Raw genomic sequence first — 21,089 nt, 5'->3', positions numbered from 1 at the left:
GCCCTGCGGCGATAGACTTCGTGTTTTTTCAGAGACACACCGCGTGCGCATATTGCTTGTCGAAGATGACACTTCCTTGGCAGACGCCGTGTGCAGCTATCTGCTGGCCAAGGCTTTCGTCGTCGACGTGGCGCCCAGCCTCGCCGAGGCACGCGGCGCCCTGCTCTCGGTGCAGTACGCGGCGGTGCTGCTCGACCTGCACCTGGGCGATGGCGACGGCCTCTCGCTGCTGCCGCAGGTGCGCGCGCTGCGCGAGCCCCCCATCGTCATCGTGCTCACGGCCCGCGACCAGGTCACCGACCGCATCCGCGGGCTCGACGCGGGCGCCGACGACTACCTCATCAAGCCTTACGACCCCGCCGAACTGCTGGCACGGCTGCGCGCCGTCGAACGCCGGCGCAGCGCCAACACATCGCCCGTTCTGCACTTCGGCACGCTGGAGATCGACCTGGCCCACGACCGCGTGCGCAAGGACGGCACCCCCGTCGTACTCACGCAAAAGGAATGGGCCCTGCTGCGCGTGATGGCCACGCGCCCCGAGCGCATCCACACGCGCGAGAACCTCGCCGACGCGCTCTACGGCTTCGGCGACGAGGCCGACAGCAACACGCTCGAGGTCTTCATCAGCCGCCTGCGCCGCAAGCTCGGCAAGAGCCACATCCAGACGCTGCGCGGCCTCGGCTACCGGCTGTCGTTCTCGGCGGACGACGAGGAATGAGCGCCGGCTTGATCACAAACGGTCGCGACTCGCTGGCCGGGCGCCTCACGCGCACCCTCATCCTGTGGGTCGGCGGCGTGTGGCTCTTGTGCGTGCTGGCCGTGGTCTGGTATGTGGACCGCGAGATCAACCACAACTTCGACAACGAGCTGGTCGAGGTGTCGCACCGCATGTTCGACATGGCCGTGCAGGAACTCGACAAGCTGCAGCACAGGGGCGAGGCACTGCCCGCCACGCCGCTGGTCGCGCCCAAGCAGCTGTTCGCCGAAGACGCGGTGATGTACCAGGTGGTCGACATCCACGAGCACGTGCTGCTGCGTTCGGCCGAGACGCCCATCGACACCTTCGATGTGCCGCTCGCCCCTGGTTTTGCCAACAACCCGACCTGGCGCATCTACACCGTGCGCCATCCGACGCTCGGCCTCTACTTCCAGGTGGCCGACCCGCTCGACGAGCGCCGCCACGCGCTCAACCGCACGCTGTTCGGCCTGATCATTCCGCTCGGCGCGGTGCTGCCGCTGCTGGCGCTGGTGCTGCGCAACGTGGCGCGCACCGAGCTGCGCGTGCTGCAGCAACTCGCCGGCGAGATCGAAAAGCGCAGCGGCACCGACCTGCGGCCGATCACGCTGCCGGGGTTGCCGCAGGAGCTGCGCTCGGTGGGCGACCACGTCAACAGCCTGCTGGAGCGCCTCGCGCAATCGCTCGACGTGGAGCGCGCGCTCGCCGCCAACGCGGCCCACGAGCTGCGCACGCCGCTGGCTGCCGCGCGCCTGCGGCTGCAGACCGCGCTCGACCACGACCTGAAACGCGAAGACGTGCAGGGCGCGCTCCAGGCGCTGCAGATGCTGAGCCACCGCACCGAGAAGCTGCTGCAGCTCTCGCGCGCGGAATCGGGTGCGTCGCTCACGCGCGCGCGGGTCGACCTGGTCCAGCTCGCGGGCACCGTGGCGCAGGAGTTCTGGCAAGACCCGCTGAACAACGAGCGCCTGAAGCTCAAGGTGCCCGACAGCGCGGCACCGGTGGCGTTCGGCGATGTCGATGCACTCGCGATCGCGCTGCGCAACCTGGTCGAGAACGCACTGCGCTACGGCGGCGGCGGGCGCGTGGTGATCGAAGTGGCGGCACCGTGCACGCTGGTGGTGAGGGACTTCGGCGCCGGTGTGAACGCAGCGCAGTTGAAGACGCTGCAGCAGCGCCACGTGCGGCACGGCTCGGACCGCGCGGGCTACGGACTGGGGCTGTCGATCGTGGGCACGATCGTGGAGAAGCACAACGCGAAGCTGGAGTTGGCGTCGCCGCCGGTGGGGGCAGCGCAAGGGTTCGAGGCGCGGATCGTGTTGCGGCCTGCCTAGCGCGCTTTCGCCTTCTTCGGCACAAAGTCATTGCCGTTGTCGAAGCCGAACTGTCCAGCCTCGTACATGCGCGCCATCTTCTTGACCAGGTGCTCGCGCACAGCCTTCGGCAAGGCGAAGAACTCGGCGTTGGCCCTGGTGCTTCGGTCGCCGTCCAGGTCGCCGGTGATGGCGTGGATCACCACCTTGCGGCCCTGGTGGAACGCAACGATCTTGATGGCACCCGAGAAATCATCGGTGTCGAAACTGTTCCCACCGATCGGTGCAAAGAAGCGATAGACCAGGATGGGATCGATCAGCCCGTCGGCATCGATATCTGCAAACTCCGAGAGCTTCGACCTGAAGTTGATGCCGGCGTCGTCCTTGCCCGCGAAGTCGCGGATCGACCATTGCCGCGTCAATGCGCCATCGCTTCCCACCTTGAAGAGCGTGGCCTGGATGGTGGAGGACAGCGTCTCCTTCGTGAACGGCAGGTCCTGCTTCTCGGCGAGCACCAGCGCATAGCTGCCGGACTTGTCGGTATAGCAATAGCGCTTGAACACCGGCAGTTCGACGCTGGCTTTCTTCACTGCATCGGCGCTCAGGAACGGCGCGTCGGCAGGGCATGCGTTCTTTTCGGCCTGGGCCTGGGCCTGGGCATGGGCATGGGCATGGGCATGGGCATGGGCATGGCTCGCGGCGAGCAGTGCGCACGCGGCAAGCGCCAGTACCTTGTGTTTCATCGCACGCTTACTCACTAACGATTTCGCGCAGCCACTCCGGCAACGCCAACGCCTTCTGCTTCGGAAAATCCACCCAGATCGTCGTCGCCCCGCCCGCCGCGCAGATCACATCGGGCGCCTCTTCGCGCGCCATCGTGCCCCAGCTCTCGAAGGTGGTGCGGCCCGGGTCGCTCACGTACATCTTCAGCAGCACGTTGCCCGGGTATTCGATCTGCCGGTAGAAGTTGCAGAAGGCATTGACGATCACCATGCCTTCGCCGCCGGGCTCGGGCTCGAAGCCGATCGAGCGCATCCAGTCGATGCGCGCGGTTTCGAGATAGCGGAAGTAAGTGCCGTTGTTCAGGTGGCCCATGGCGTCCATGTCGCCCCAGCGGATGGGGATGGACATTTCATACACGAGCTTCTTCTTTTCGGGGATTTCGATTCTCATCGGTGCGCCTTGATGGATGCGAGGATGCCCAGCACGAACAGCAGCGCCGCCACCCACTCGGTGGCCTGCGGCCAGCGGCCGTCCCAGACGAAGGAATAGAGCAAGGCGAACAGCGTCTCGCTCACGATCAGTTGGCCGCACAGGCTCGCAGAGAGGCGCTGGCTGGCGATGTTCCAGAGGATGGTCGCGAGCCACGACGAACCGAAGCCGCCCGCCAATGCGATCCAGACGAAGAGCATGCCGTCGGGCTGCGCCTTCAGCGTGGCCATGTCGCTTCCCGCCACCAGCCACAGCAGCAAGGCCCCAAGGCCTGTCGAGATGCCGAGCCAGTTGGCCCAGTCGGTCGCGTTGAGTTCGGTGTGGCGCTGCAGCCATTTCGCGTTGAGGAGGCCGTAGATCGTCCAGCTCACCATCGCGCCGAGGGCCAGCGCAATACCCCAGCCGAAGCGCACCCCACCCTCGCGATGCTGCGTCGACCAAGCGCCCCAGATCATCAGCGCGATGCCCGCACCCGTGAGCACGAGGCCCGGCAGTAGCGCGCGCATGCGCAGTCCCGCGGGCCGGCCGAGCAGCATCATCCAGACGGGAATCGTGCCGATGATGAGGCTGGGCACCTCGGTGCCGGCCGCCACGATGCCGAAGGCCAGCAGCAAGTAGTAGCCGCTGAAGCCCAGCACGCTGAGCCCGAGCGCCGCGAGCGCCTGCCGCCCGTTGGGCCAGCGTACAGCCGCCGGCCGCGCGAACACTGCCAACGCCGACACAGCACCAAACACCGCGAAGCGCGCTGCGGTGATGTCGACCATGCCGAAGTGCCCCACCATCCGCGGCGCCACGAACACCAGGCCCCAGAGCGCGCCAGCGCCCAGCCCGGCAGCAATGCCGATCCAAGCCCTCGGAGTCAGACCGCGAACCCGTCGTCGGCCGCGATGACGGCGCCGTTCACGAAATGGCTCTGGCCACTGGCCAGCAGCACGATCAGGCCGTCGAGGTCTTCGGCCTTGCCCACGCGCTTGCGCGGCAGGATGCTGACCAGTTTGGCGCCGGCCTCGGTGGCCCAGAGCGCTTCGTTGAGTTCGGTGGCGATGTAGCCCGGGCACAGCGCGTTCACGTTGATGCCGAAGCGGCCCCACTCGAGCGCCATGGCCTTGGTCATCTGCACCAGCGCGGCCTTGCTCATGCCGTAGGCGCCGATGTTGGCCACCGACTTGAGCGCGGACACCGAGGCGATGTTGATGATGCGCCCGCCGATGTAGGTGCCGGGCGCCGATCCGTCGGCGCGCGCCAGCATGCGCTTGCCGACTTCCTGCGCGACGAAGAAGGCACCCTTGAGGTTGGTGTCGAAGATGAAGTCGTAGTCGTCGGGCGTCACGTCCTGCAGCCGCTGGCGAACGTTCACGCCGGAGTTGTTGACCAGGATGTCGATCGGGCCGACCTCGGTCTCGGCACGCGCGACGGCGGCCTTGATGCTGCCGTGGTCGGTCACGTCGAGTTCGACCACGTGGGCGTCGCCGCCCTCGCCTTCGATGCGGGCGCGCAGTTCCTTGAGTTTTTCGACCCGGCGGCTGGCCAGGACGACCGCGGCGCCGGCACGCGCCAGCGTTTTTGCGAACTGGGCGCCGAGGCCGCTGGAGGCGCCGGTGACGAAGGCCACGCGGCCCGAGAGATCGATGCTGTAAGCCATGGAAAACAGGTCCTGGTGAGTCGCGGAGGTGACGGGTTGCGCTCCCCCTAAAATGTTTCGCGCCCTCGTAGCGTCCGAGCCTCAAAACATTATCGACCAGACCCACATGACCCACGACGAAATCCTTGCCCAGTTCGGCCCTCGCGAAGCCATGGAATACGACGTGGTCGTGGTCGGTGGCGGCCCGGCGGGCCTCTCGACCGCGATCCGCCTGAAGCAGCTGGCCGCCCAGCACGAAAAAGAGATTTCGGTCGTGGTGCTCGAGAAGGGCTCCGAGCCCGGCGCGCACATCCTTTCGGGCGCCATCATGGACCCGCGCGCGCTCAACGAACTGCTGCCCGACTGGAAGCAATTGGGCGCCCCGCTGAACCAGCCCGTCACCGACGACGCGATGGTGTTCCTCGGTGAGAAGTCGGGCCTGCGCACCCCCAATGCCTTCCTGCCGGCCTGCTTCCAGAACCACGGCAACTACATCATCAGCCTGGGTGCCTTCACCAAGTGGCTGGCGCAACAGGCCGAGAACCTGGGCGTCGAAATCTTCCCCGGTTTCCCGGCCGCCGAGGTGCTCTACAACGAGAACGGCTCGGTGCGCGGCGTGGCCACCGGCAACATGGGCGTCGGCAAGGACGGCGAGCCGACCGAGAACTTCCAGCTCGGCATGGAGCTCCTGGGCAAGTACACGGTGTTTGCCGAAGGCGCGCGCGGCCACCTGGGCCGCCAGCTCATCGCCAAGTTCAAGCTCGACGAAGGAAAGGACCCGCAGACCTACGGCCTGGGCGTGAAGGAAGTGTGGGAAATCGACCCCAAGCGCCATCAGCCCGGCTTCGTGCTGCACACGGCCGGCTGGCCGATGAAGAGCGACACCTACGGCGGTGCCTTCCTCTATCACATGGAGGACAACAAGGTCACGATGGGCTTCATCACGGGTCTCGACTACAGCAACCCGTACCTCAGCCCCTTCGAGGAAATGCAGCGCTGGAAGCTGCACCCCAATGTGCGCTGGTACCTGGAAGGCGACGAGGCCAAGGGCATCAAGCCGGCCAAGCGCATCGGCTACGGCGCGCGCGCCATCACCGCCGGCGGCCTGCAGTCGCTGCCCAAGACGGTGTTCCCGGGCGGCGCGCTGGTCGGCTGCGAAGCCGGCTACCTGAACGTGAGCCGCATCAAGGGCAGCCACGCGGCCATCAAGACCGGCATGCTGTGCGCCGAAGCCGCCTTTGACGCGGTGCAGGCCGGCCGCCAGCACGACGAACTCACGGCCTATCCGGCCGCGTTCGAGAAGAGCTGGCTCTACACGGAGCTGAAGAAGGCGCGCAACTTCAAGGCCTGGTTCAAGAAGGGCCTGGGCGTCGCCACACTCATGAACGGCATCGAGCAATGGCTGCTGAAGGGCAACATCCCCTGGACCCTGCGCCGCACCAAGCCCGACCACCTGTACCTGAAGCCCGCGGCCGAGTGCAAGCCCATCGTGTATCCGAAGCCGGACGGCAAGCTCACCTTCGACCGGCTCTCCAGCGTGTTCATCAGCAACACCAACCATGAAGAGCAGCAGCCGGCCCACCTGACGCTCAAGGATGCGACGGTGCCGGTCAACATCAACCTCGAGAAGTTCGCCGGCCCCGAGAGCCGCTACTGCCCGGCCGGCGTCTACGAGTTCGTCGGCACCGAAGACGGCAAGCAGCGTCTGCAGATCAACGCGCAGAACTGCGTGCACTGCAAGACCTGCGACATCAAGGACCCGACGCAGAACATCGTGTGGGTCACGCCCGAAGGCGGCGGCGGGCCGAACTACGTGGGCATGTAAGACGCCTAGCCTCTTTGGGTGCTTTTCAGGGAGCCCTCTTCGGAGGGCTTTTCTGTTTCTGGCGGGGTGTGCGTCCGTGAAACTCCCGACATGCGCAAGCCCTCGCTTGCGGCATAGTCGAATGCGCCTGACGCATTCCTGACCCCTGACCACATTCCCCCCGGAGACACCATGAAACTCGGCCACATTGCCGCCGCCTGCCTTTCGCTCGCCCTGGGCACATCCGCCCTCGCACAACAACCGACGGTGCTGAAGATCGGCTATGCGACGTCCAAGGAGTCGCACTACGGCGTCGGGTCCACGGTGTTCTGCGACGAGGTCGAGAAGGGCACGCAAGGCCGCTTCAAGTGCCAGCATTTCGCCAACTCGGCGCTGGGCGGCGAGCGCGAGCAGATCGAGGCGATCCAGCTGGGCACGCAGGATCTGGTGAACACCTCGACCGGCCCCGTGGGCAACTTCGTGCCCGAGGTCAAGATCGTCGACATCCCCTTCCTCTTTCGCGACTACGACCATGCGCGCAAGGTGATGGACGGCCCGATCGGCCAGGACATCCTCACCAAGTTCCCGAGCAAGGGCATCATCGCGCTGGCCTGGACGGAGAACGGCTTTCGCCACATGACGAACAGCAAGCGGGACATCGTCAAGCCCACCGATGCCGCGGGCCTGAAGATGCGCACGATGGAAAACAAGGTGCACATGGACGGCTACCGCACCTTCGGCATCCTGCCGACGCCGATGGCCTTCCCCGAACTCTTCGGCGCGCTGCAGCAGGGCACGGTCGATGGGCAGGAGAACCCGATTCCGGTGATCCTCGCGTCCAAGTTCTCGCAGGTGCAAAAGCACCTGTCGCTCACGGGACACGTGTACTCGCCCGCCTTGCTGCTGCTCTCGCCGAAGGTGTGGAACAAGCTCTCTGATGCCGACAAGAAAGTCTTCGTCGACGCGGCCAGAAAGGCTTCCGTGGCCCAGCGCAAGAAGGTCAACGACGACGAGAACAACGGCATTGCCCAGCTCGAGAAAGACGGCATGAAGGTCACCAAGACCGTCGACGGAGCCGCCTTCCGCGAAGCCCTGAAGCCGGCCTATGCGGGCTACGCCAAGGAGTTCGGCGCCGACAACATCAAGAAGATCACGGACGTCCAGTAAGCCTCGCGCGCCAGACCCCAACCGTTCACGCTGAATCCCCCACCGTTCACGCTGAGCCTGTCGAAGCGCCGCGCAGGGCTTCGACAAGCTCAGCCCGAACGGTTGTTTGTCTTGGCTCGAACGGTTTTTTGCTTTGCTTTCCGCTAGAACCGAGAACAACAACGTGCAAGCCTTCGAGCGCTACTTTCTCGCCGCCAACCGCTGGGCGCTGATCCTTCTGCTGGCCGCCATGTCGGTCATCATCTTCACCAACGTCGTGATGCGCTACACCACCAGCAATTCGCTCGAGTGGGCCGAAGAGGTGTCGCGCCACATGATGATCTGGCTCACATTCCTCGGCGCCGGGCCGGTGCTGCGCTACGGCGGCCACATTGCGGTGGAGAACCTGCAGGATGCGCTGCCGCGCGCGGGCGCCATCGCGGTGCGCGCCTTCGTCGCCGCGCTGCTGTTCGCCTTCTTCGGCTTCATGGTCTGGTACGGGTGGCTCTACATGCAGCGCACGATGTTCCAGCTCACGGCCGTGACGCAGATTCCATTCGCCTACATCTACAGCGCGATGCTGTTCGGCGGCATCCTGCTGATCGTGCACTGGCTGCTGGTGGTGCGGGGCTACGTGATGAATCGTGAGTTCGCGTCCGATGCGCACTTCGATGCCAACGCCTCGGCGTCGCTGTAAGGAGAACGACCATGGATGCCAGCATCGTTCTCATCGTCTCGGCCTGCATTTTCCTGGCCATCGGCGTGCCCGTGGCCTTTGCGCTCGGCCTCTCGACCGTCACCACGCTCATCCTCGCGGAGAACTATCCGCTGATGGTGCTGCTGAAGGAAACCTTCACCGGCATCGACAGCTTTCCGCTGATGGCCGTGCCGTTCTTCATCCTGGCGGCCGAGCTCATGAGCGGCGGCTCGCTCACCGAGGTGCTGCTGCGTTTCGCGGGCCAGTTCGTCGGCCACCGGCGCGGGGGCCTGGGCTACACCAACGTGGTGTCGCTCACCTTCTTCTCGGGCATCTCGGGCTCGGCGCTGGCCGATGCGGCGGGGCCGGGGTCGATGCTCATCAAGATGATGGACAAGGCCGGCTACGACCGCTCGTATGCGGCGGCGCTCACTGCCTCCACGGCCATCGTCGGGCCGATCATTCCGCCCTCGATCATCATGATCATCTACGCGCTGCAGGACGAGACGGTCTCGGTCGGCACGCTGTTCGCGGCCGGCATCCTGCCGGGCATCCTGATCGCGGTGGCGATGTGCATCGTGAACTTCTATGTATCGAAGAAGCGCAACTACAAGGGCGACGGGCAAACGCCGCCGCTGCGCGAAATTCTCATCACGACCTGGAAGGCGATACCCGCGATCCTCTTGCCGGTGGTGATCCTCGGCGGCATGCGCGCGGGCTGGTTCACGCCGACCGAAGCCTCGGTGGTGGCGGTGTTCTATGCGCTGGTGTGCGGCAAGTTCATCTACCGCACGCTCGAGTGGAAGATGCTGCCCGACATCCTTTCGCGCTCCGCCCTGCTGTCGGCCTCGGTGCTGATCATCATCGGCCTGTCGGCCTCGTTCGCATGGGTGCTGACCATCGAGGGCATTCCGCAGCAGATGGCCGAATGGCTCATCAGCATGAACCTCTCGCCGTGGATGTTCCTCATCATCGTCAACGTGTTCCTGCTGCTGTTCGGCATCTTCATCGAACCGCTGCCGGGCGTGATGGTGCTGGCGCCGATCCTCGCGCCCGTGGCGATCAAGCTGGGCGTGGACCCGGTGCATTTCGCGATGATCGTGATCTTCAACCTCACGCTCGGGATGATCACGCCGCCGGTGGGCGGGCTCTTGTTCGTGACCTGCAACGTGTCGAAGGTGCCGATGTCGGCGCTGGTGAAGGAGCTGGTGCCGTTCCTCTGGGCGCATGGCGCGGTGCTGATGATCCTGACCTTCGTGCCGGCGCTCAGCACCTGGCTGCCGCGGGCGCTCGGGTTCAAGTAGCGGCGCCGCTGCCTCTGCAGCGGTTCGCTGCCAGAATCGGCGCCACGCCAACAACCGACAACCGAGGGAACCGCCCATGAACCGACTCGCCACCTGCCTGCTCGCCGCAGGGCTGCTGTCCACGGCCGCACTGGCTGCCACGCCCGCCGCCACCCCGGCGGCAAAACCACCAGCACCTGCCGCATCGGCTACGGCCGCTGCAGCGGCAACCCCGGCGCCGGCTGCGCCAGCGGCCGCTCCCGCGCAAGCGCCCAGCGCGGGCATCGCCGAAATCGAAACCGCCGTGCGCGCCTGGGCCGACGCCTGGTCCGCACGCGACGTGGACCGCTACCTCGCCGCCTACACCCCTGACTTCACACCGGCCAGGAAGCAGGACAAGAAGCAGTGGGAAGCCGAGCGGCGCACCCGCATTTCGAACAAGTCGAAGATCAGCGTGACCGTCGACGACCTCGTCATCAGCGTCAACGGCCAGACCGCCAGCGCGCGCTTCAAGCAGGTCTACAGCGCCGACAAGCTCAAGAGCACCGACCGCAAGACGCTGGAACTGCAGCGCGTGGGCGACAAGTGGCTGATCCGCAAGGAAAGCACCGGCGCCTAAGACTTGAGCGTCCGACGGCGCGGCGGCGGTGATCTCCCTGTAAGCCGAACAGGTTCATGAAGATGTCACCGCTCGCAACGATGCTGCAGCCTTCGATCTTCGAAAGCTGTGGCCGCCATGTTTCCCACCAAGACCGACAAGGCACGCGACGAACTCCAGGGCGGGCAGCGCACGCTCAACCAGCGTGAACGCGCCCTGCTGCTGATGGCCGACGGCCGGCGCTCGCTGACCGACTTCAGCCCGCTGTTCGCGAACCGCACCGAGGCGGAGCAGGCGATCCAGGCGCTGGTGAGCAAGGGCTATCTGCAGGATGCGCAGGCGGTGGCCGCTGCTGCGGCGGCTGCGGCTGTACCAACCCCGATGCCGGTGCCCGCGGCCGACCCGATCCGCATCGCCACCTCGGCCGACACCTTCGACGGCAAGCGCTCACTGGCCACCACGCGGATGTTTTTGTTCGACATCTGCGAGCGCATGTTCGTGCGGCGCGACCCCAAGTTCGCCCTGCAGATGCGCGACGCCCTGCGCGAGGCCCGCGACCGCGAGGCGATGCTGACCATTGCCGCGCTCATGCTCAGTGAAATCGAGAAGACGGCCGGCGCCGAGCGGGCCGAATCGCTGCGGGAGCGCATCGAGCGGCTGCTGCCGCCCGCGGAAGTGGTGCATTGAAGTCCACCGTGACCCATTTCAGGCAGTCGTGAATATCTCGCGGTATCGGTCATTGTTCGAGACATTGGCCTCGCTCATTTGATTCCGCATATCCAAGGCCAGGGCGCCAATTCCAATTCGGTTCGGCGTATTGAATTCGACGCGGCAATGTCCACCGCTTTTGCATTTCCATTCAGATCATTTTTGAAAAATGCTGAACCGCCTCGACGATTCCGGCAATCGCCGGCGTGAGGCTGCAAAACCTGGCCCTGAATCGCATCAACCGTTATTGACCAAGTCGCCGCCTATAGCGAGCTTTTCATAAGCCTTGACCTTGTCCGGCGCGCCTTCGAGCGCGGCAATGAGCCACGGCGGTTGGCGGCCCTTTGTTCCCCCAGTCCAGGTCGCGCTGGAATTGGGATCCTTGTACACGGTGCCCTTCACATAGGCCTTGGCTTCCGATGCCTGGCTGCCATTGGGTGAACGCGTGCGTTTTGCTCCCGATTTGTCGTAAGGGTCCAGCGCGGCCTTGCCCTCCGGGATGCTGAAACCGGCTGCCTCGAGCTTCTTCGCATAGGCATCGGCCAGCACCTTCAATTCTTCTCCACGCTTGGCCTGCAATGCCAGCTCCAGTTGGGCCCGTTCATCGTCCATTTCCTGGATGCGCTTCTGGATATCCGCGAAGCTCATATTCCTGGCATCTGTCATTCTTTGCGTTCCTTTGGGGGTGTGTTGGTGTGCCCAATATGCTAGTGCCAAAAGAAGAGGCCAACCAGACGGATTTATCCAAGCCTTGGTGCGGTTCTGCTGCTCCACGCCGATGCCCAGAATCCCGCGCCGACGCCGTTGAGTTTCGAAGTCGTGCGATTCGTCCACTACACTCGGCGGGGTCAGGAGAGAGCCCCGCACGACGGGGCCGCCGAAGGCGCAGGGGATCCCCGAACGCTCAGGCAAAAGGACTGACAAGGCGCCGGTTCACACCGGCGTTTCCTTGCTGGAGAGAGGCCATCGCACCATGTGCACCGGCCCACCGAAGGAGCAAACCCCGATCGTGGGGCGAATCTCTCAGGTAAAGCGGACAGCAGGGGTGGCCCGTGGCATTGCAGCCATGGATTTCGACTGCCCCTTTGGAGTGCCCCGTGGCTGCTTCTTCCGCTCCCGATACCCAACTTCTCAAGACGCCGCTGTACGACCTGCACGTGGAGCTCGGCGCCCGCATGGTGCCCTTCGCGGGCTATTCGATGCCGGTCCAGTACCCGGCCGGCCTCATGGCCGAGCACAAGCACACGCGCGATGCGGCCGGCCTGTTCGACATTTCCCACATGGGCCAGCTGCGCCTCGTCGGCCCCGACGCAGCGGCCGCCTTCGAAACCCTGATGCCCGTCGACGTGATCGACCTGCCCGCCGGCAAACAGCGCTACGGCCTCTTGCTGAACGACGACGGCGGCATCCTCGACGACCTGATGTTCTTCAACGAAGGCCACGGCTCGATCTTCGTGATCGTGAACGGCGCCTGCAAGGTGGCGGACATCGCGCACATCCAGCAGAAGATCGGCGCGCGCTGCGAGGTGCAGCCCCTGCCCGACCACGCGTTGCTCGCGCTGCAGGGCCCGCAGGCCGCGGCCACGCTGGCGCGCCTGTCACCCGGCATCCAGCGTTTCGTGTTCATGACGGGCGGTGCGGTGCAGATCGGCGGCATCCCCGCCTTCGTCACGCGCAGCGGCTACACGGGCGAAGACGGTTTCGAGATTTCCGTGGCCGGCAAGGACGCCGACGCCCTCGCCCGCCTGCTGCTGGCCCAGCCCGAGGTCAAGCCCATCGGCCTCGGCGCCCGCAACTCGCTGCGGCTCGAAGCGGGCCTTTGCCTCTACGGCAACGACATCGACACCACCACCACGCCCGTCGAGGCGTCGCTCAACTGGGCAATGCAGAAGGTGCGCCGTGCGGGCGGTGCGCGCGAAGGCGGTTTCCCGGGCGCGGCAAAGATCCTCGCCCAACTCGCAGCCGCGACCGTCGGCGCCGCAGGCCACACCGACCACGACACCCTCAAACGCAAGCGCGTCGGCCTCGTCGCGCTGGAGCGCATTCCGGTGCGCGACGGCACGCTGCTGCAATCCTTCGAAGGCCAGGACATCGGCATCGTCACCAGCGGCCTGCTCGGCCCGACGGCCGACCGCTGCATCGCGATGGGCTACGTGGCCACGGCGTTCTCCGAGCCCGGCACGCGCGTGCAGGCCATCGTGCGCGGCAAGCCGGTGCCGATGGAAGTCTCGACCATGCCCTTTGTGCCGACCCGCTACTACCGAGGCTGATCGCGGCTGACCGCGGCTAGGCTCTGCATCCCGATTCAATTTTTTCCACGAGGAGTTTTCCCATGAGCATCAAGTACACCAAGGACCACGAGTGGGTCTCGGCCGAAGGCGGCGCCGTCACCGTCGGCATCACCGTGCATGCGCAGGACGCGCTGGGCGATGTCGTGTTCGTCGACCTGCCCGAAGTCGGCAAGACCTTCGCGCAGGGCGAAGTCGCCGGCGTCGTCGAATCGGTGAAGGCCGCGGCCGATGTGTTCATGCCCGTCTCGGGCGAGATCACCGAAGTGAACGAAGCGCTGCGCGCCGACCCGTCGCTCGCCAACAGCGACCCGCTGGCCAGCGGCTGGTTCTTCAAGGTCAAGCTGAGCGAGCCCGCGCAGCTCGACGCCCTGCTCGACGCCGCCACCTACGACAAGTTCGCCGCCGAATCCTGATCCCCCGCGTTCCCCCGCCTTTTCTTCTTCTCCTCGAGCCTTCACCGCCATGCCGATTCCCGCCCTTCCCTCTTTGCAAGAACTAGAGAACGCCGAAGAATTTCTCGCCCGCCACATCGGCATCGATGCGGCGGACGAGGCGCGCATGCTGCCGGTGATCGGCTCGGAAACGCGGGCGGAGCTCATCGACGGCATCGTGCCCGCGGCCATCCGTCGTGCGAAGCCGATGCGCCTGCCGGCCCCGGTGACCGAGGCCGAGGCGCTGGCCGAGCTGAAGGCGATGGCGTCGAAGAACAAGGTGTTCAAGAGCTTCATCGGCCAGGGCTACTACGGCACGCACACGCCGGGCGTGATCTTGCGCAACGTGCTGGAGAACCCCGCCTGGTACACCGCCTACACGCCCTACCAGGCCGAGATTTCGCAGGGCCGCATGGAAGCCCTGCTCAACTTCCAGACGATGGTGTGCGACCTCACGGGCATTGCCATCGCCAACGCGTCGATGCTCGACGAAGCCACGGCCGCGGCCGAGGCGATGACGCTCGCCAAGCGCAGCGTGAAAAGCAAGAGCAACGTGTTCCTGGTCTCTGGCGACTGCCATCCGCAGACCATCGAAGTCATCAGGACGCGCGCCGCGCCGCTGGGCATCGAGGTCAAGGTCAGCACCGTTTCCGAGACGCTGCCGCACCTGATGGCGAGCTGCGAGTTCTTCGGCGTGCTCGCGCAGTACCCCGCCACCACCGGCCATGTGCACGACCTGCGCCCGCTCGCGGGCCATGCCCACCAATGCGACGCCGCGTTCTGCGTGGCCGCCGACCTGCTGGCGCTCACGCTGCTCGCGCCCCCCGGCGAATGGGATGCCGACATCGTCTGCGGCACCACGCAGCGCTTCGGCATGCCGCTGTGCAACGGCGGTCCGCACGCCGCTTACCTCGCCTGCCGCGATTCGTTCAAGCGCTCGCTGCCGGGCCGCCTGGTCGGCGTGAGCGTCGACACGCACGGCCAGCCCGCGTACCGCCTCGCGCTGCAGACGCGCGAGCAGCACATCCGCCGCGAGAAGGCCACTTCCAACATCTGCACCGCGCAGGTGCTGCCGGCCGTCGTGGCCAGCATGTACGCCGTGTACCACGGACCCGATGGCCTCGTCCGCATCGCGCAGCGCGTGGCGGCGCTCACCGCCATCCTTGCGCAAGGCCTCACGCAGATGGGCCGCGCGCCGGTCAATGAATTCGCCTTCGATTCGCTCACGATCCGCACCGGCGACGACACGCCGAAGATCATCGAGCGCGCCACCGCCGCGGGCGTCAACCTGCGCCAGCGGCTGCAGCAGCACCTGGGCATTTCGCTCGACGAAACCACGACGCGCGCCGACATCGAAACGCTCTGGGCCCTGTTCGTGCCCGCGGGCACCGCGATGCCGCGCTTCGACGACCTCGCCAACACCGCGCCGCGCCTGCCCGAAGACCTGCGCCGCACCAGCGCTTTTCTCACGCACCCGGTGTTCAACACGCACAAGAGCGAGACCGCGATGCTGCGCTACATCCGCAGCCTCTCGGACAAGGACCTCGCGCTCGACCGCAGCATGATCCCGCTCGGGAGCTGCACGATGAAGCTCAACGCAACCAGCGAGATGATCCCGATCACCTGGCCCGAGTTCGCGAACATCCATCCCTTCGCGCCCGCCGAGCAGCAGCTGGGCTATGCGCAGCTCGACGCGCAACTGCGCGCGTGGCTCTGCGAAGCGACCGGCTACGCGGGCATCAGCCTGCAGCCCAATGCGGGATCGCAGGGCGAGTACGCGGGCCTCCTGGCCATCAAGTCCTTCCATGAAGCCAAGGGCCAGGGCCACCGCAACATCTGCCTGATTCCCTCGTCGGCGCACGGCACCAACCCCGCAAGCGCGCAAATGGTGGGCTTGCAGGTGGTGGTGACGGCCTGCGATGCGCAGGGCAACGTCGACATGGACGACTTGAAGCGCGCCTGCGAGAAGCACAGCGATAAGCTGGCCGCCGTGATGATCACCTACCCCAGCACGCACGGCGTGTTCGAGACGCGCGTGAAGGAACTCTGCGAGCTCGTGCATGAACACGGCGGCCGCGTGTACGTCGATGGCGCCAACATGAACGCACTGGTCGGCGTGGCTGCACCCGGAGAATTTGGCGGCGACGTGAGCCACCTGAACCTGCACAAGACCTTCTGCATTCCGCACGGCGGTGGCGGCCCGGGCGTGGGCCCTGTGTGCGTGGTCGAAGACCTCGTGCCGTACCTGCCGGGCCATGCGACGGCCGGCGTCGCATCGAACGGCGTGGGTGCCGTATCGGCCGCGCCTCTGGGCAATGCGGCGGTGCTGCCGATCAGCTGGATGTACTGCCGCATGATGGGCGCCAAGGGCCTGCAGGCCGCGACCGAAACGGCGATCCTGAGCGCCAACTACATCAGCGCGCGCCTGAAGGACCACTACCCCACGCTGTACGCGAGCCCCAACGGCCACGTCGCGCACGAGTGCATCCTCGATCTGCGTCCGCTGAAGGACACCAGCGGCGTCACCGCCGAAGACGTGGCCAAGCGCCTCATCGACTACGGCTTCCACGCCCCCACGCTGAGCTTCCCCGTGCCCGGCACGCTGATGGTGGAGCCCACCGAGAGCGAGCCGCTGGCCGAGCTCGACCGCTTCATCGACGCGATGATCGCGATCCGCGGCGAGATCCGCCGCATCGAAGAAGGCGTGTGGCCCAAGGAAGACAACCCGCTCAAGCACGCACCGCACACCGCGGCCAGCCTGCTGGGCACCGAATGGTCGCACCCGTATTCGCGCGAGCTCGGCGCGTTCCCGCTGGCCGAACTCAAGCTCGCGAAGTACTGGCCGCCGATCGGCCGCGTGGACAACGTGTATGGCGATCGCAACCTGTTCTGCAGTTGCGTGCCGGTGGGCGAGTACGAGGAAACCGAAGCGGCGCGAGGCTGAACGCGCGGGCGCCGCGGCGCCCTGTCCGTCTCAGCGCCTCAGCCTTCGCGGCGGTACATCGCCCACTTCACCGTGAGGATGTCCGCGGCGATCTTGGCGGCGTTGACCCCGGCATAGGTTCCGGAGGGATCGAATTCGAAGGCCTCCTGGTAGCGCTTGACCTGCGCATAGTCGCGGTCGAAGGTCATCGGCCCCATCAGCTCGGCGGGGTTGATGCCCGTGGGCAACGCCAGGAATTTCTCGGGATCGGTGGCACTCTGGTAGAGGTCGACGCTCAGCAGGCTCATACGGTGTCCTCGAAATTTTTGAAGGTCGGGCCATCATCTGCGGCATCCCGGCCGATCGCAATCGGCCTGCGCCTACATGGCGCGCGGCCTCGGTTCGAGCCCTGCCTCAGGGTTGCTTCTTCTTCGCCAGCTCGCCCGTGGCGATCTGCTGGCGGAAGCCGCGCAGGCTGGCCTTCACCTTGCGCTCGTTCTCCGGCCCCATGCGCACCATGATCTTCTGGCCGGAGGACATGGCCTCCAGCTTCGGATCGACGTACTCGTAGCGCACCCACGGGCGCTGCGAGGGCACGTCGCCCTTCACCTCGACCAGCCGCACCTGCACCGGGCCGCTGGGCTCGGGTGCCTGCAAAAGGTGGTCGATCACCGCAATGAGCCGGTCGTTGAAATAGCGCCCTGGAAAACCGAGCTCTTCGTACGCCTTCTGGAACAGCGGATAGAGCTTGGCGTACACCGTCGCCGCCTTGGCCGGATCGACCGTTTCCGCGAGCAGCACGATGCCGTTGTAGCGCGCCGCGTTGTTCGCCGCGATGGTCTGCGTGCCGCCCTGCGGCCCGTCGGTGATGAAGCGCTGCCCCGTAGGCTGCACCGGCCACGCGCTGGCGGGCGCCTGCTCGCGCGCGAGGTTGTCGACCGTGGCGACGAAGCGCCGCACGATGCCGTCGGAGCGCAGGTAGTCGGAAGCGTTCTTGCCCCCGAGGAGTTCGGCCAGCGCCTTCATCACACGCGAATCGGATTCGGCGAGCGCCGGCAAGGCGGCATCGGGCGGTGCGAGCGCTTCGATGGGGTTCTGCGGGCCGGTGGGCTCGGTGGCCGCAGGTGCCGGCGCGGGTCCGTCGTTCGGCGCGGTGGCCACCGGCGTGGGCTCGGGCGGCTTCTGCTGTTGCTGGTACCAGCGCCAGCCGAAGAACGCGGCCACCAGCACCACGAGGCCGATGGCGACGATCATGCCGATCGGCGTTTCGCGGCGGGGCCTGAAGTCGGGGGCGTCGTCCCTGGAGCCTGGGGAGTCGTTGTCGGTCATGGCGGCACTTTCCTTTTGCTGAAGGCTGTGTGATGCAGGAGACCGGTCGATGTTGCATCAATCGGCACCGCATCACGCCACAAGCTCGTAACGCCTTGTGACGCAACCGCCCTCGCGGTGACAACTCGGCTCAGGCTGCGCTGGCCGGCGCGCTCAGCGACTGCAGCCACGCGATCGAGCCCTGCAGCTCGGCCGGCCGGATCTCGTGCGCGCCCGGAAAGTCCGAGCCCGACAACGCCAGCGGCAGCGTGCGCGCCAGCTCGCGCGTGGCCGCCGCGGCGGCCGGCGGAATCACGTTGTCGGCGCTGCCGTGGCTCACCCACAGCGCCTTGCCCTCGAAAGCCTCGGCGGGCGCGATGTGCGGCGCCACCTGCGCGAGCAGCCGGCTGTGCCACACCATCGCGGCGCGCAGCTTCGCGGGTTGCGTGAGCAGCAGCGACAGCGCCATGATCCCGCCCTGGCTGAAGCCGCCCACCACGATGCGCTCGGGCGGCACGCCCAGTTGCTGCGCGGCCGAATCGATCATCTCGCCGACCAGGAAGCGGCTCTCGCGCTCCTGCTCTTCGTCGATGCGGCGCTCGCCGTTCGGCAGCACCTCGAACTCGAACCACGCATAGGCATCGGGCGACAGCACGTACGGCGCGCGCAGGCTCAGCACATGGAACTGCGGCGGCATCAGGCGCGCAAGGCCGAACAGGTCCTGCTCGTTGCTGCCGACGCCGTGCATCAGCACCAGCAGCCAGGGCTCGCGCACGTTGGCCTGTGCGCTGTGTTCGAGAAACTTGAGGGGCAGGTGGAGTTGGGTCATGAATGCAATGGATCAGCGGGATGCTTGAAGAAAACCTTCGGCCAGCGCGCGCGTCACTTCGGCGGCCGGCACCTCGCGGCAGCCGGTGGCGTTCTGCCCCGACCACAGCGGAGAAAAGTCGCCGCTGCCCTTCGCCTCGGCCTTGGCGCGCAGCGGCGCGATGCCCGAGGTGGCGAGCGGAAATTCGGGTGCGGCCGCGCCGATGGGCCCCAGCTCGCGCATCACGCGATTGACGATGCCGCGCGCCGGCCGGCCGGTGAAGAGATTGGTGAGCGCGGTGTGGCGCGCCGCTTCGCTCTTGAGCGCCGCGCGATGGATCGCGCTCGTCGTGGCTTCGGGCGTCAGCATGTAGGCGGTGCCGACCTGCACGCCCGCCGCGCCCAGCGCCATCGCCGCGGCCACCCCATTCGCATCGGCGATGCCGCCGGCCGCGATCACCGGCACCTTCAGCGCGCGCACCAGCTGCGGCAGCAGCGCGAAGGTGCCCAGCTGCTTCGTGAGGTCATGCGAGAGAAAGTGCCCGCGGTGCCCGCCCGCCTCGAGCCCCTGCGCGATGACCGCATCGGCGCCATGCGCTTCGAGCCACAGTGCCTCTTCGACCGTCGTGGCAGAGGCCAGCACCTTCGCGCCCCAGCCATGCACCCGCGCGAGCAGTTCGGCGGGCGGCAGCCCGAAATGAAAGCTCACCACCGGCGGCTTGAACTCGGCCAGCAGATCGGCCACGTCGGCGCTGAAGGGATTGCGCCCCGGGCCGGTCGGGATGCTCGCCGCATCGATGCCGTGCTCCGCGTAGTACGGCGCCAGCGCGGCGCGCCAGGTGGCCTCGCGCTCGGTGCTCGGCACAGGCGGCGTGTGGCAGAAGAAGTTGACGTTGCAGGGCTTGTCGGTGCCGGCACGGATCGCCGCGAGTTCGCTGCGCATCACCTCGGGGCTCAGCATGGCGCAGGGCAGGGAGCCGAGCCCACCCGCGTTGCTCACCGCAATGGCCATCGCGCTGACCTGGATGCCGGCCATCGGCGCCTGGATGAGGGGGAGTTCGGTGCCCAGGATCTTCTGCAGCGTCGTCATTCGAATGCTCCTTCTGTGTCGAATGCCGGCGATTGTCTCGCCAAGCCGCAGGGCGCTCTGGCCGCGGGGTCATCGCGGCATGGCTTGGCACAATCGCGCGCATGCCCAGCCCGAGCCTCCCCCTGCCCCGCCCGTCGAAGCCGCTGCAGCGCGCCGTCGTTGTCGCGCTCGCCACTGCCGGGCTCTTCGTGCTCGGCGGCTGTCCGCAGAAAGAAGCCCCCGTTGTCACCGCCGACGCGCAGGCGGACGAAGCCGCAGTGGCCGTGGCAACCGCCGAGGCCGTTGCCCCCGCAGCACCACCAGTGCCTCGCCCCACCGCATCGGCCACGCTCAAGCGAGCCGAACTCATGGCGCTGGTATTTCCCGACTCCCAAGGCCCCGGCGCCGCGCCCAGACAGCCCGACACCGTCTCGCTGCCCGAGAGAGCCAACCAGGGCAATACAGTGCCCGGCAGCGAGGCCGAGCAACAGGCGCATGTGTCGCCGCGCGAAGTGGTGCGGCTCGACGATACGCACGCCGTCATGCTGACCGAGACCGTGCCGCTCGACGACCGAGGCCAGCCGATGAACGGCCACGTGAACGGCGCATGGCTCGTCGCCTACTTCTTCGAGCAGGGCGCGGACGGCTGGAAACTCGCGAGCCGCAACGACGCCGTCGACTACCTCGGCTTCATGGGCAACCTGGGCACCACCAAGGTCGAGCGCATCGCGCCCCAGCGCTTTGCACTGACCATCGCCCACGGCAGTTGCTGGCAGGGCTACTGCGGGCAATGGCTGTCGGTGTATGGGCTCGAAGCAGGCCAGGTGCGCGTGCTCGCATCGGGCATTCCGCTGTCGGCAACGAACGCAGGCGTTCACGAGTCCTGCGAGAAAGTGCGCGACGCCGGGAAGCCGGATGAACTGCCGCCAAGCGGCGGGTGCTTCGACATCGGCGGCACGCCAACCTTCGCGCTCGGCACCGACGACGCGCCGGGCGAGATGCGCATCGCCTTCAAGGGCGAGCGCATGGCCGGCGGCAAGAGCCGCCGCGTGGCCACCATCGACAGCACGCTGGTCTATGCCTGGCGCAAGGGCGCCTACGTGCTCACCGAAGGACGCAACCCGGTGCCGTCGTTCTGACGG

At 66.6% G+C, this 21,089-nt stretch carries 21 protein-coding genes and 2 riboswitches; of the genes, 12 read left to right on the top strand and 9 right to left on the bottom strand.

Going from position 1 to position 21,089, the window contains the following annotated elements; all coding sequences use genetic code 11:
* Window positions 1-43: 43 nt before the first annotated feature.
* Both QF040_RS02590 and QF040_RS02585 read left to right on the top strand, forming a co-directional pair.
* Entirely contained in the window at window positions 44-718 is a 675-nt protein-coding gene (locus QF040_RS02590; protein WP_013540781.1) for a winged helix-turn-helix domain-containing protein, read from the top strand.
* Window positions 715-2,070, top strand: a complete 1,356-nt coding sequence (locus QF040_RS02585) for a sensor histidine kinase (protein ID WP_429609708.1) — start codon at window positions 715-717, stop codon at window positions 2,068-2,070. The genes QF040_RS02590 and QF040_RS02585 overlap by 4 nt, the downstream gene beginning before the upstream one ends.
* Here the strand turns inward: QF040_RS02585 and QF040_RS02580 are convergent.
* The 4 genes from QF040_RS02580 to QF040_RS02565 form a co-directional block, all read right to left on the bottom strand.
* Window positions 2,067-2,792: a M949_RS01915 family surface polysaccharide biosynthesis protein gene (locus QF040_RS02580; protein WP_429609707.1), complete on the bottom strand. Its 726-nt coding sequence runs from the start codon at window positions 2,790-2,792 to the stop codon at window positions 2,067-2,069. The two genes, QF040_RS02585 and QF040_RS02580, sit on opposite strands and share 4 nt — an antisense overlap.
* A gap of 7 nt (window positions 2,793-2,799) precedes the next feature.
* Entirely contained in the window at window positions 2,800-3,222 is a 423-nt protein-coding gene (locus tag QF040_RS02575; protein ID WP_429609706.1) for an acyl-CoA thioesterase, read from the bottom strand.
* Entirely contained in the window at window positions 3,219-4,043 is an 825-nt protein-coding gene (locus QF040_RS02570; RefSeq protein WP_307600424.1) for a DMT family transporter, read from the bottom strand. Before QF040_RS02570 ends, QF040_RS02575 begins: the two co-directional genes overlap by 4 nt.
* 77 nt (window positions 4,044-4,120) lie before the next feature.
* Complete coding sequence (locus QF040_RS02565; RefSeq protein WP_429609705.1) at window positions 4,121-4,903, bottom strand: SDR family oxidoreductase; 783 nt, start codon at window positions 4,901-4,903, stop codon at window positions 4,121-4,123.
* Between the two features lie 106 nt (window positions 4,904-5,009).
* Between QF040_RS02565 and QF040_RS02560 the strand changes: the two genes are divergently transcribed.
* The 6 genes from QF040_RS02560 (at window position 5,010) to QF040_RS02535 (ending at window position 11,097) form a co-directional block, all read left to right on the top strand.
* Complete coding sequence (locus QF040_RS02560; protein ID WP_307685549.1) at window positions 5,010-6,707, top strand: electron transfer flavoprotein-ubiquinone oxidoreductase; 1,698 nt, start codon at window positions 5,010-5,012, stop codon at window positions 6,705-6,707.
* A 171-nt stretch (window positions 6,708-6,878) separates the two neighbouring features.
* A complete protein-coding gene (locus QF040_RS02555; protein WP_429609704.1) occupies window positions 6,879-7,853 on the top strand; it encodes a TRAP transporter substrate-binding protein in 975 nt (324 codons plus the stop codon).
* Between the two features lie 163 nt (window positions 7,854-8,016).
* The gene (locus QF040_RS02550) at window positions 8,017-8,529 is read left to right on the top strand and encodes a TRAP transporter small permease (RefSeq protein WP_429609703.1); all 513 of its coding nucleotides are present in this window, start codon (window positions 8,017-8,019) and stop codon (window positions 8,527-8,529) included.
* Window positions 8,530-8,540: 11 nt separating this feature from the next.
* Complete coding sequence (locus tag QF040_RS02545; protein ID WP_429609702.1) at window positions 8,541-9,833, top strand: TRAP transporter large permease; 1,293 nt, start codon at window positions 8,541-8,543, stop codon at window positions 9,831-9,833.
* Window positions 9,834-9,909: 76 nt separating this feature from the next.
* A complete protein-coding gene (locus QF040_RS02540; protein ID WP_429609701.1) occupies window positions 9,910-10,431 on the top strand; it encodes a YybH family protein in 522 nt (173 codons plus the stop codon).
* A 117-nt stretch (window positions 10,432-10,548) separates the two neighbouring features.
* A complete protein-coding gene (locus tag QF040_RS02535) occupies window positions 10,549-11,097 on the top strand; it encodes a hypothetical protein (protein ID WP_429609700.1) in 549 nt (182 codons plus the stop codon).
* A 258-nt stretch (window positions 11,098-11,355) separates the two neighbouring features.
* Here the strand turns inward: QF040_RS02535 and QF040_RS02530 are convergent, their stop codons facing one another.
* Complete coding sequence (locus QF040_RS02530) at window positions 11,356-11,784, bottom strand: hypothetical protein (protein WP_429609699.1); 429 nt, start codon at window positions 11,782-11,784, stop codon at window positions 11,356-11,358.
* Between the two features lie 181 nt (window positions 11,785-11,965).
* A riboswitch (glycine riboswitch) is annotated at window positions 11,966-12,040 on the top strand.
* A gap of 20 nt (window positions 12,041-12,060) precedes the next feature.
* Window positions 12,061-12,168, top strand: a riboswitch (glycine riboswitch).
* Window positions 12,169-12,215: 47 nt separating this feature from the next.
* On the opposite strand from QF040_RS02530, the gene gcvT reads away from it, so the two are divergent.
* The 3 genes from gcvT to gcvP all read left to right on the top strand — a co-directional run bounded on the left by gcvT (window position 12,216) and on the right by gcvP (window position 16,784).
* The gene (gene gcvT / locus QF040_RS02525; RefSeq protein WP_429609698.1) at window positions 12,216-13,388 is read left to right on the top strand and encodes a glycine cleavage system aminomethyltransferase GcvT; all 1,173 of its coding nucleotides are present in this window, start codon (window positions 12,216-12,218) and stop codon (window positions 13,386-13,388) included.
* Window positions 13,389-13,450: 62 nt separating this feature from the next.
* Window positions 13,451-13,822, top strand: coding sequence for a glycine cleavage system protein GcvH (gene gcvH, locus QF040_RS02520; protein WP_429609697.1), 372 nt, complete (start codon window positions 13,451-13,453; stop codon window positions 13,820-13,822).
* Window positions 13,823-13,871: 49 nt separating this feature from the next.
* Complete coding sequence (gcvP, locus tag QF040_RS02515; RefSeq protein ID WP_429609696.1) at window positions 13,872-16,784, top strand: aminomethyl-transferring glycine dehydrogenase; 2,913 nt, start codon at window positions 13,872-13,874, stop codon at window positions 16,782-16,784.
* Between the two features lie 38 nt (window positions 16,785-16,822).
* Here gcvP and QF040_RS02510 read toward each other — a convergent pair whose 3' ends face one another.
* From QF040_RS02510 to QF040_RS02495, 4 genes are all read right to left on the bottom strand, one after another.
* Window positions 16,823-17,071, bottom strand: a complete 249-nt coding sequence (locus tag QF040_RS02510) for a hypothetical protein (RefSeq protein WP_013540765.1) — start codon at window positions 17,069-17,071, stop codon at window positions 16,823-16,825.
* A 106-nt stretch (window positions 17,072-17,177) separates the two neighbouring features.
* A complete protein-coding gene (locus QF040_RS02505; protein ID WP_429609695.1) occupies window positions 17,178-18,092 on the bottom strand; it encodes a DUF3014 domain-containing protein in 915 nt (304 codons plus the stop codon).
* 130 nt (window positions 18,093-18,222) lie between these two features.
* Window positions 18,223-18,900 carry an alpha/beta hydrolase gene (locus tag QF040_RS02500; protein WP_013540763.1) on the bottom strand — a complete coding sequence of 226 codons (678 nt, stop codon included), beginning with the start codon at window positions 18,898-18,900 and terminating at the stop codon, window positions 18,223-18,225.
* A 12-nt stretch (window positions 18,901-18,912) separates the two neighbouring features.
* A complete protein-coding gene (locus QF040_RS02495; protein ID WP_429609694.1) occupies window positions 18,913-19,968 on the bottom strand; it encodes an NAD(P)H-dependent flavin oxidoreductase in 1,056 nt (351 codons plus the stop codon).
* Window positions 19,969-20,069: 101 nt separating this feature from the next.
* Between QF040_RS02495 and QF040_RS02490 the strand changes: the two genes are divergently transcribed.
* A complete protein-coding gene (locus tag QF040_RS02490; RefSeq protein ID WP_429609693.1) occupies window positions 20,070-21,086 on the top strand; it encodes a hypothetical protein in 1,017 nt (338 codons plus the stop codon).
* Window positions 21,087-21,089: the final 3 nt, after the last annotated feature.

The organism is Variovorax sp. W2I14 (genome assembly GCF_050435205.1).
Classification (GTDB): Bacteria; Pseudomonadota; Gammaproteobacteria; order Burkholderiales; family Burkholderiaceae_C; genus Variovorax; species Variovorax paradoxus_C.
This window is presented reverse-complemented; position numbering and strand designations above follow the sequence as displayed.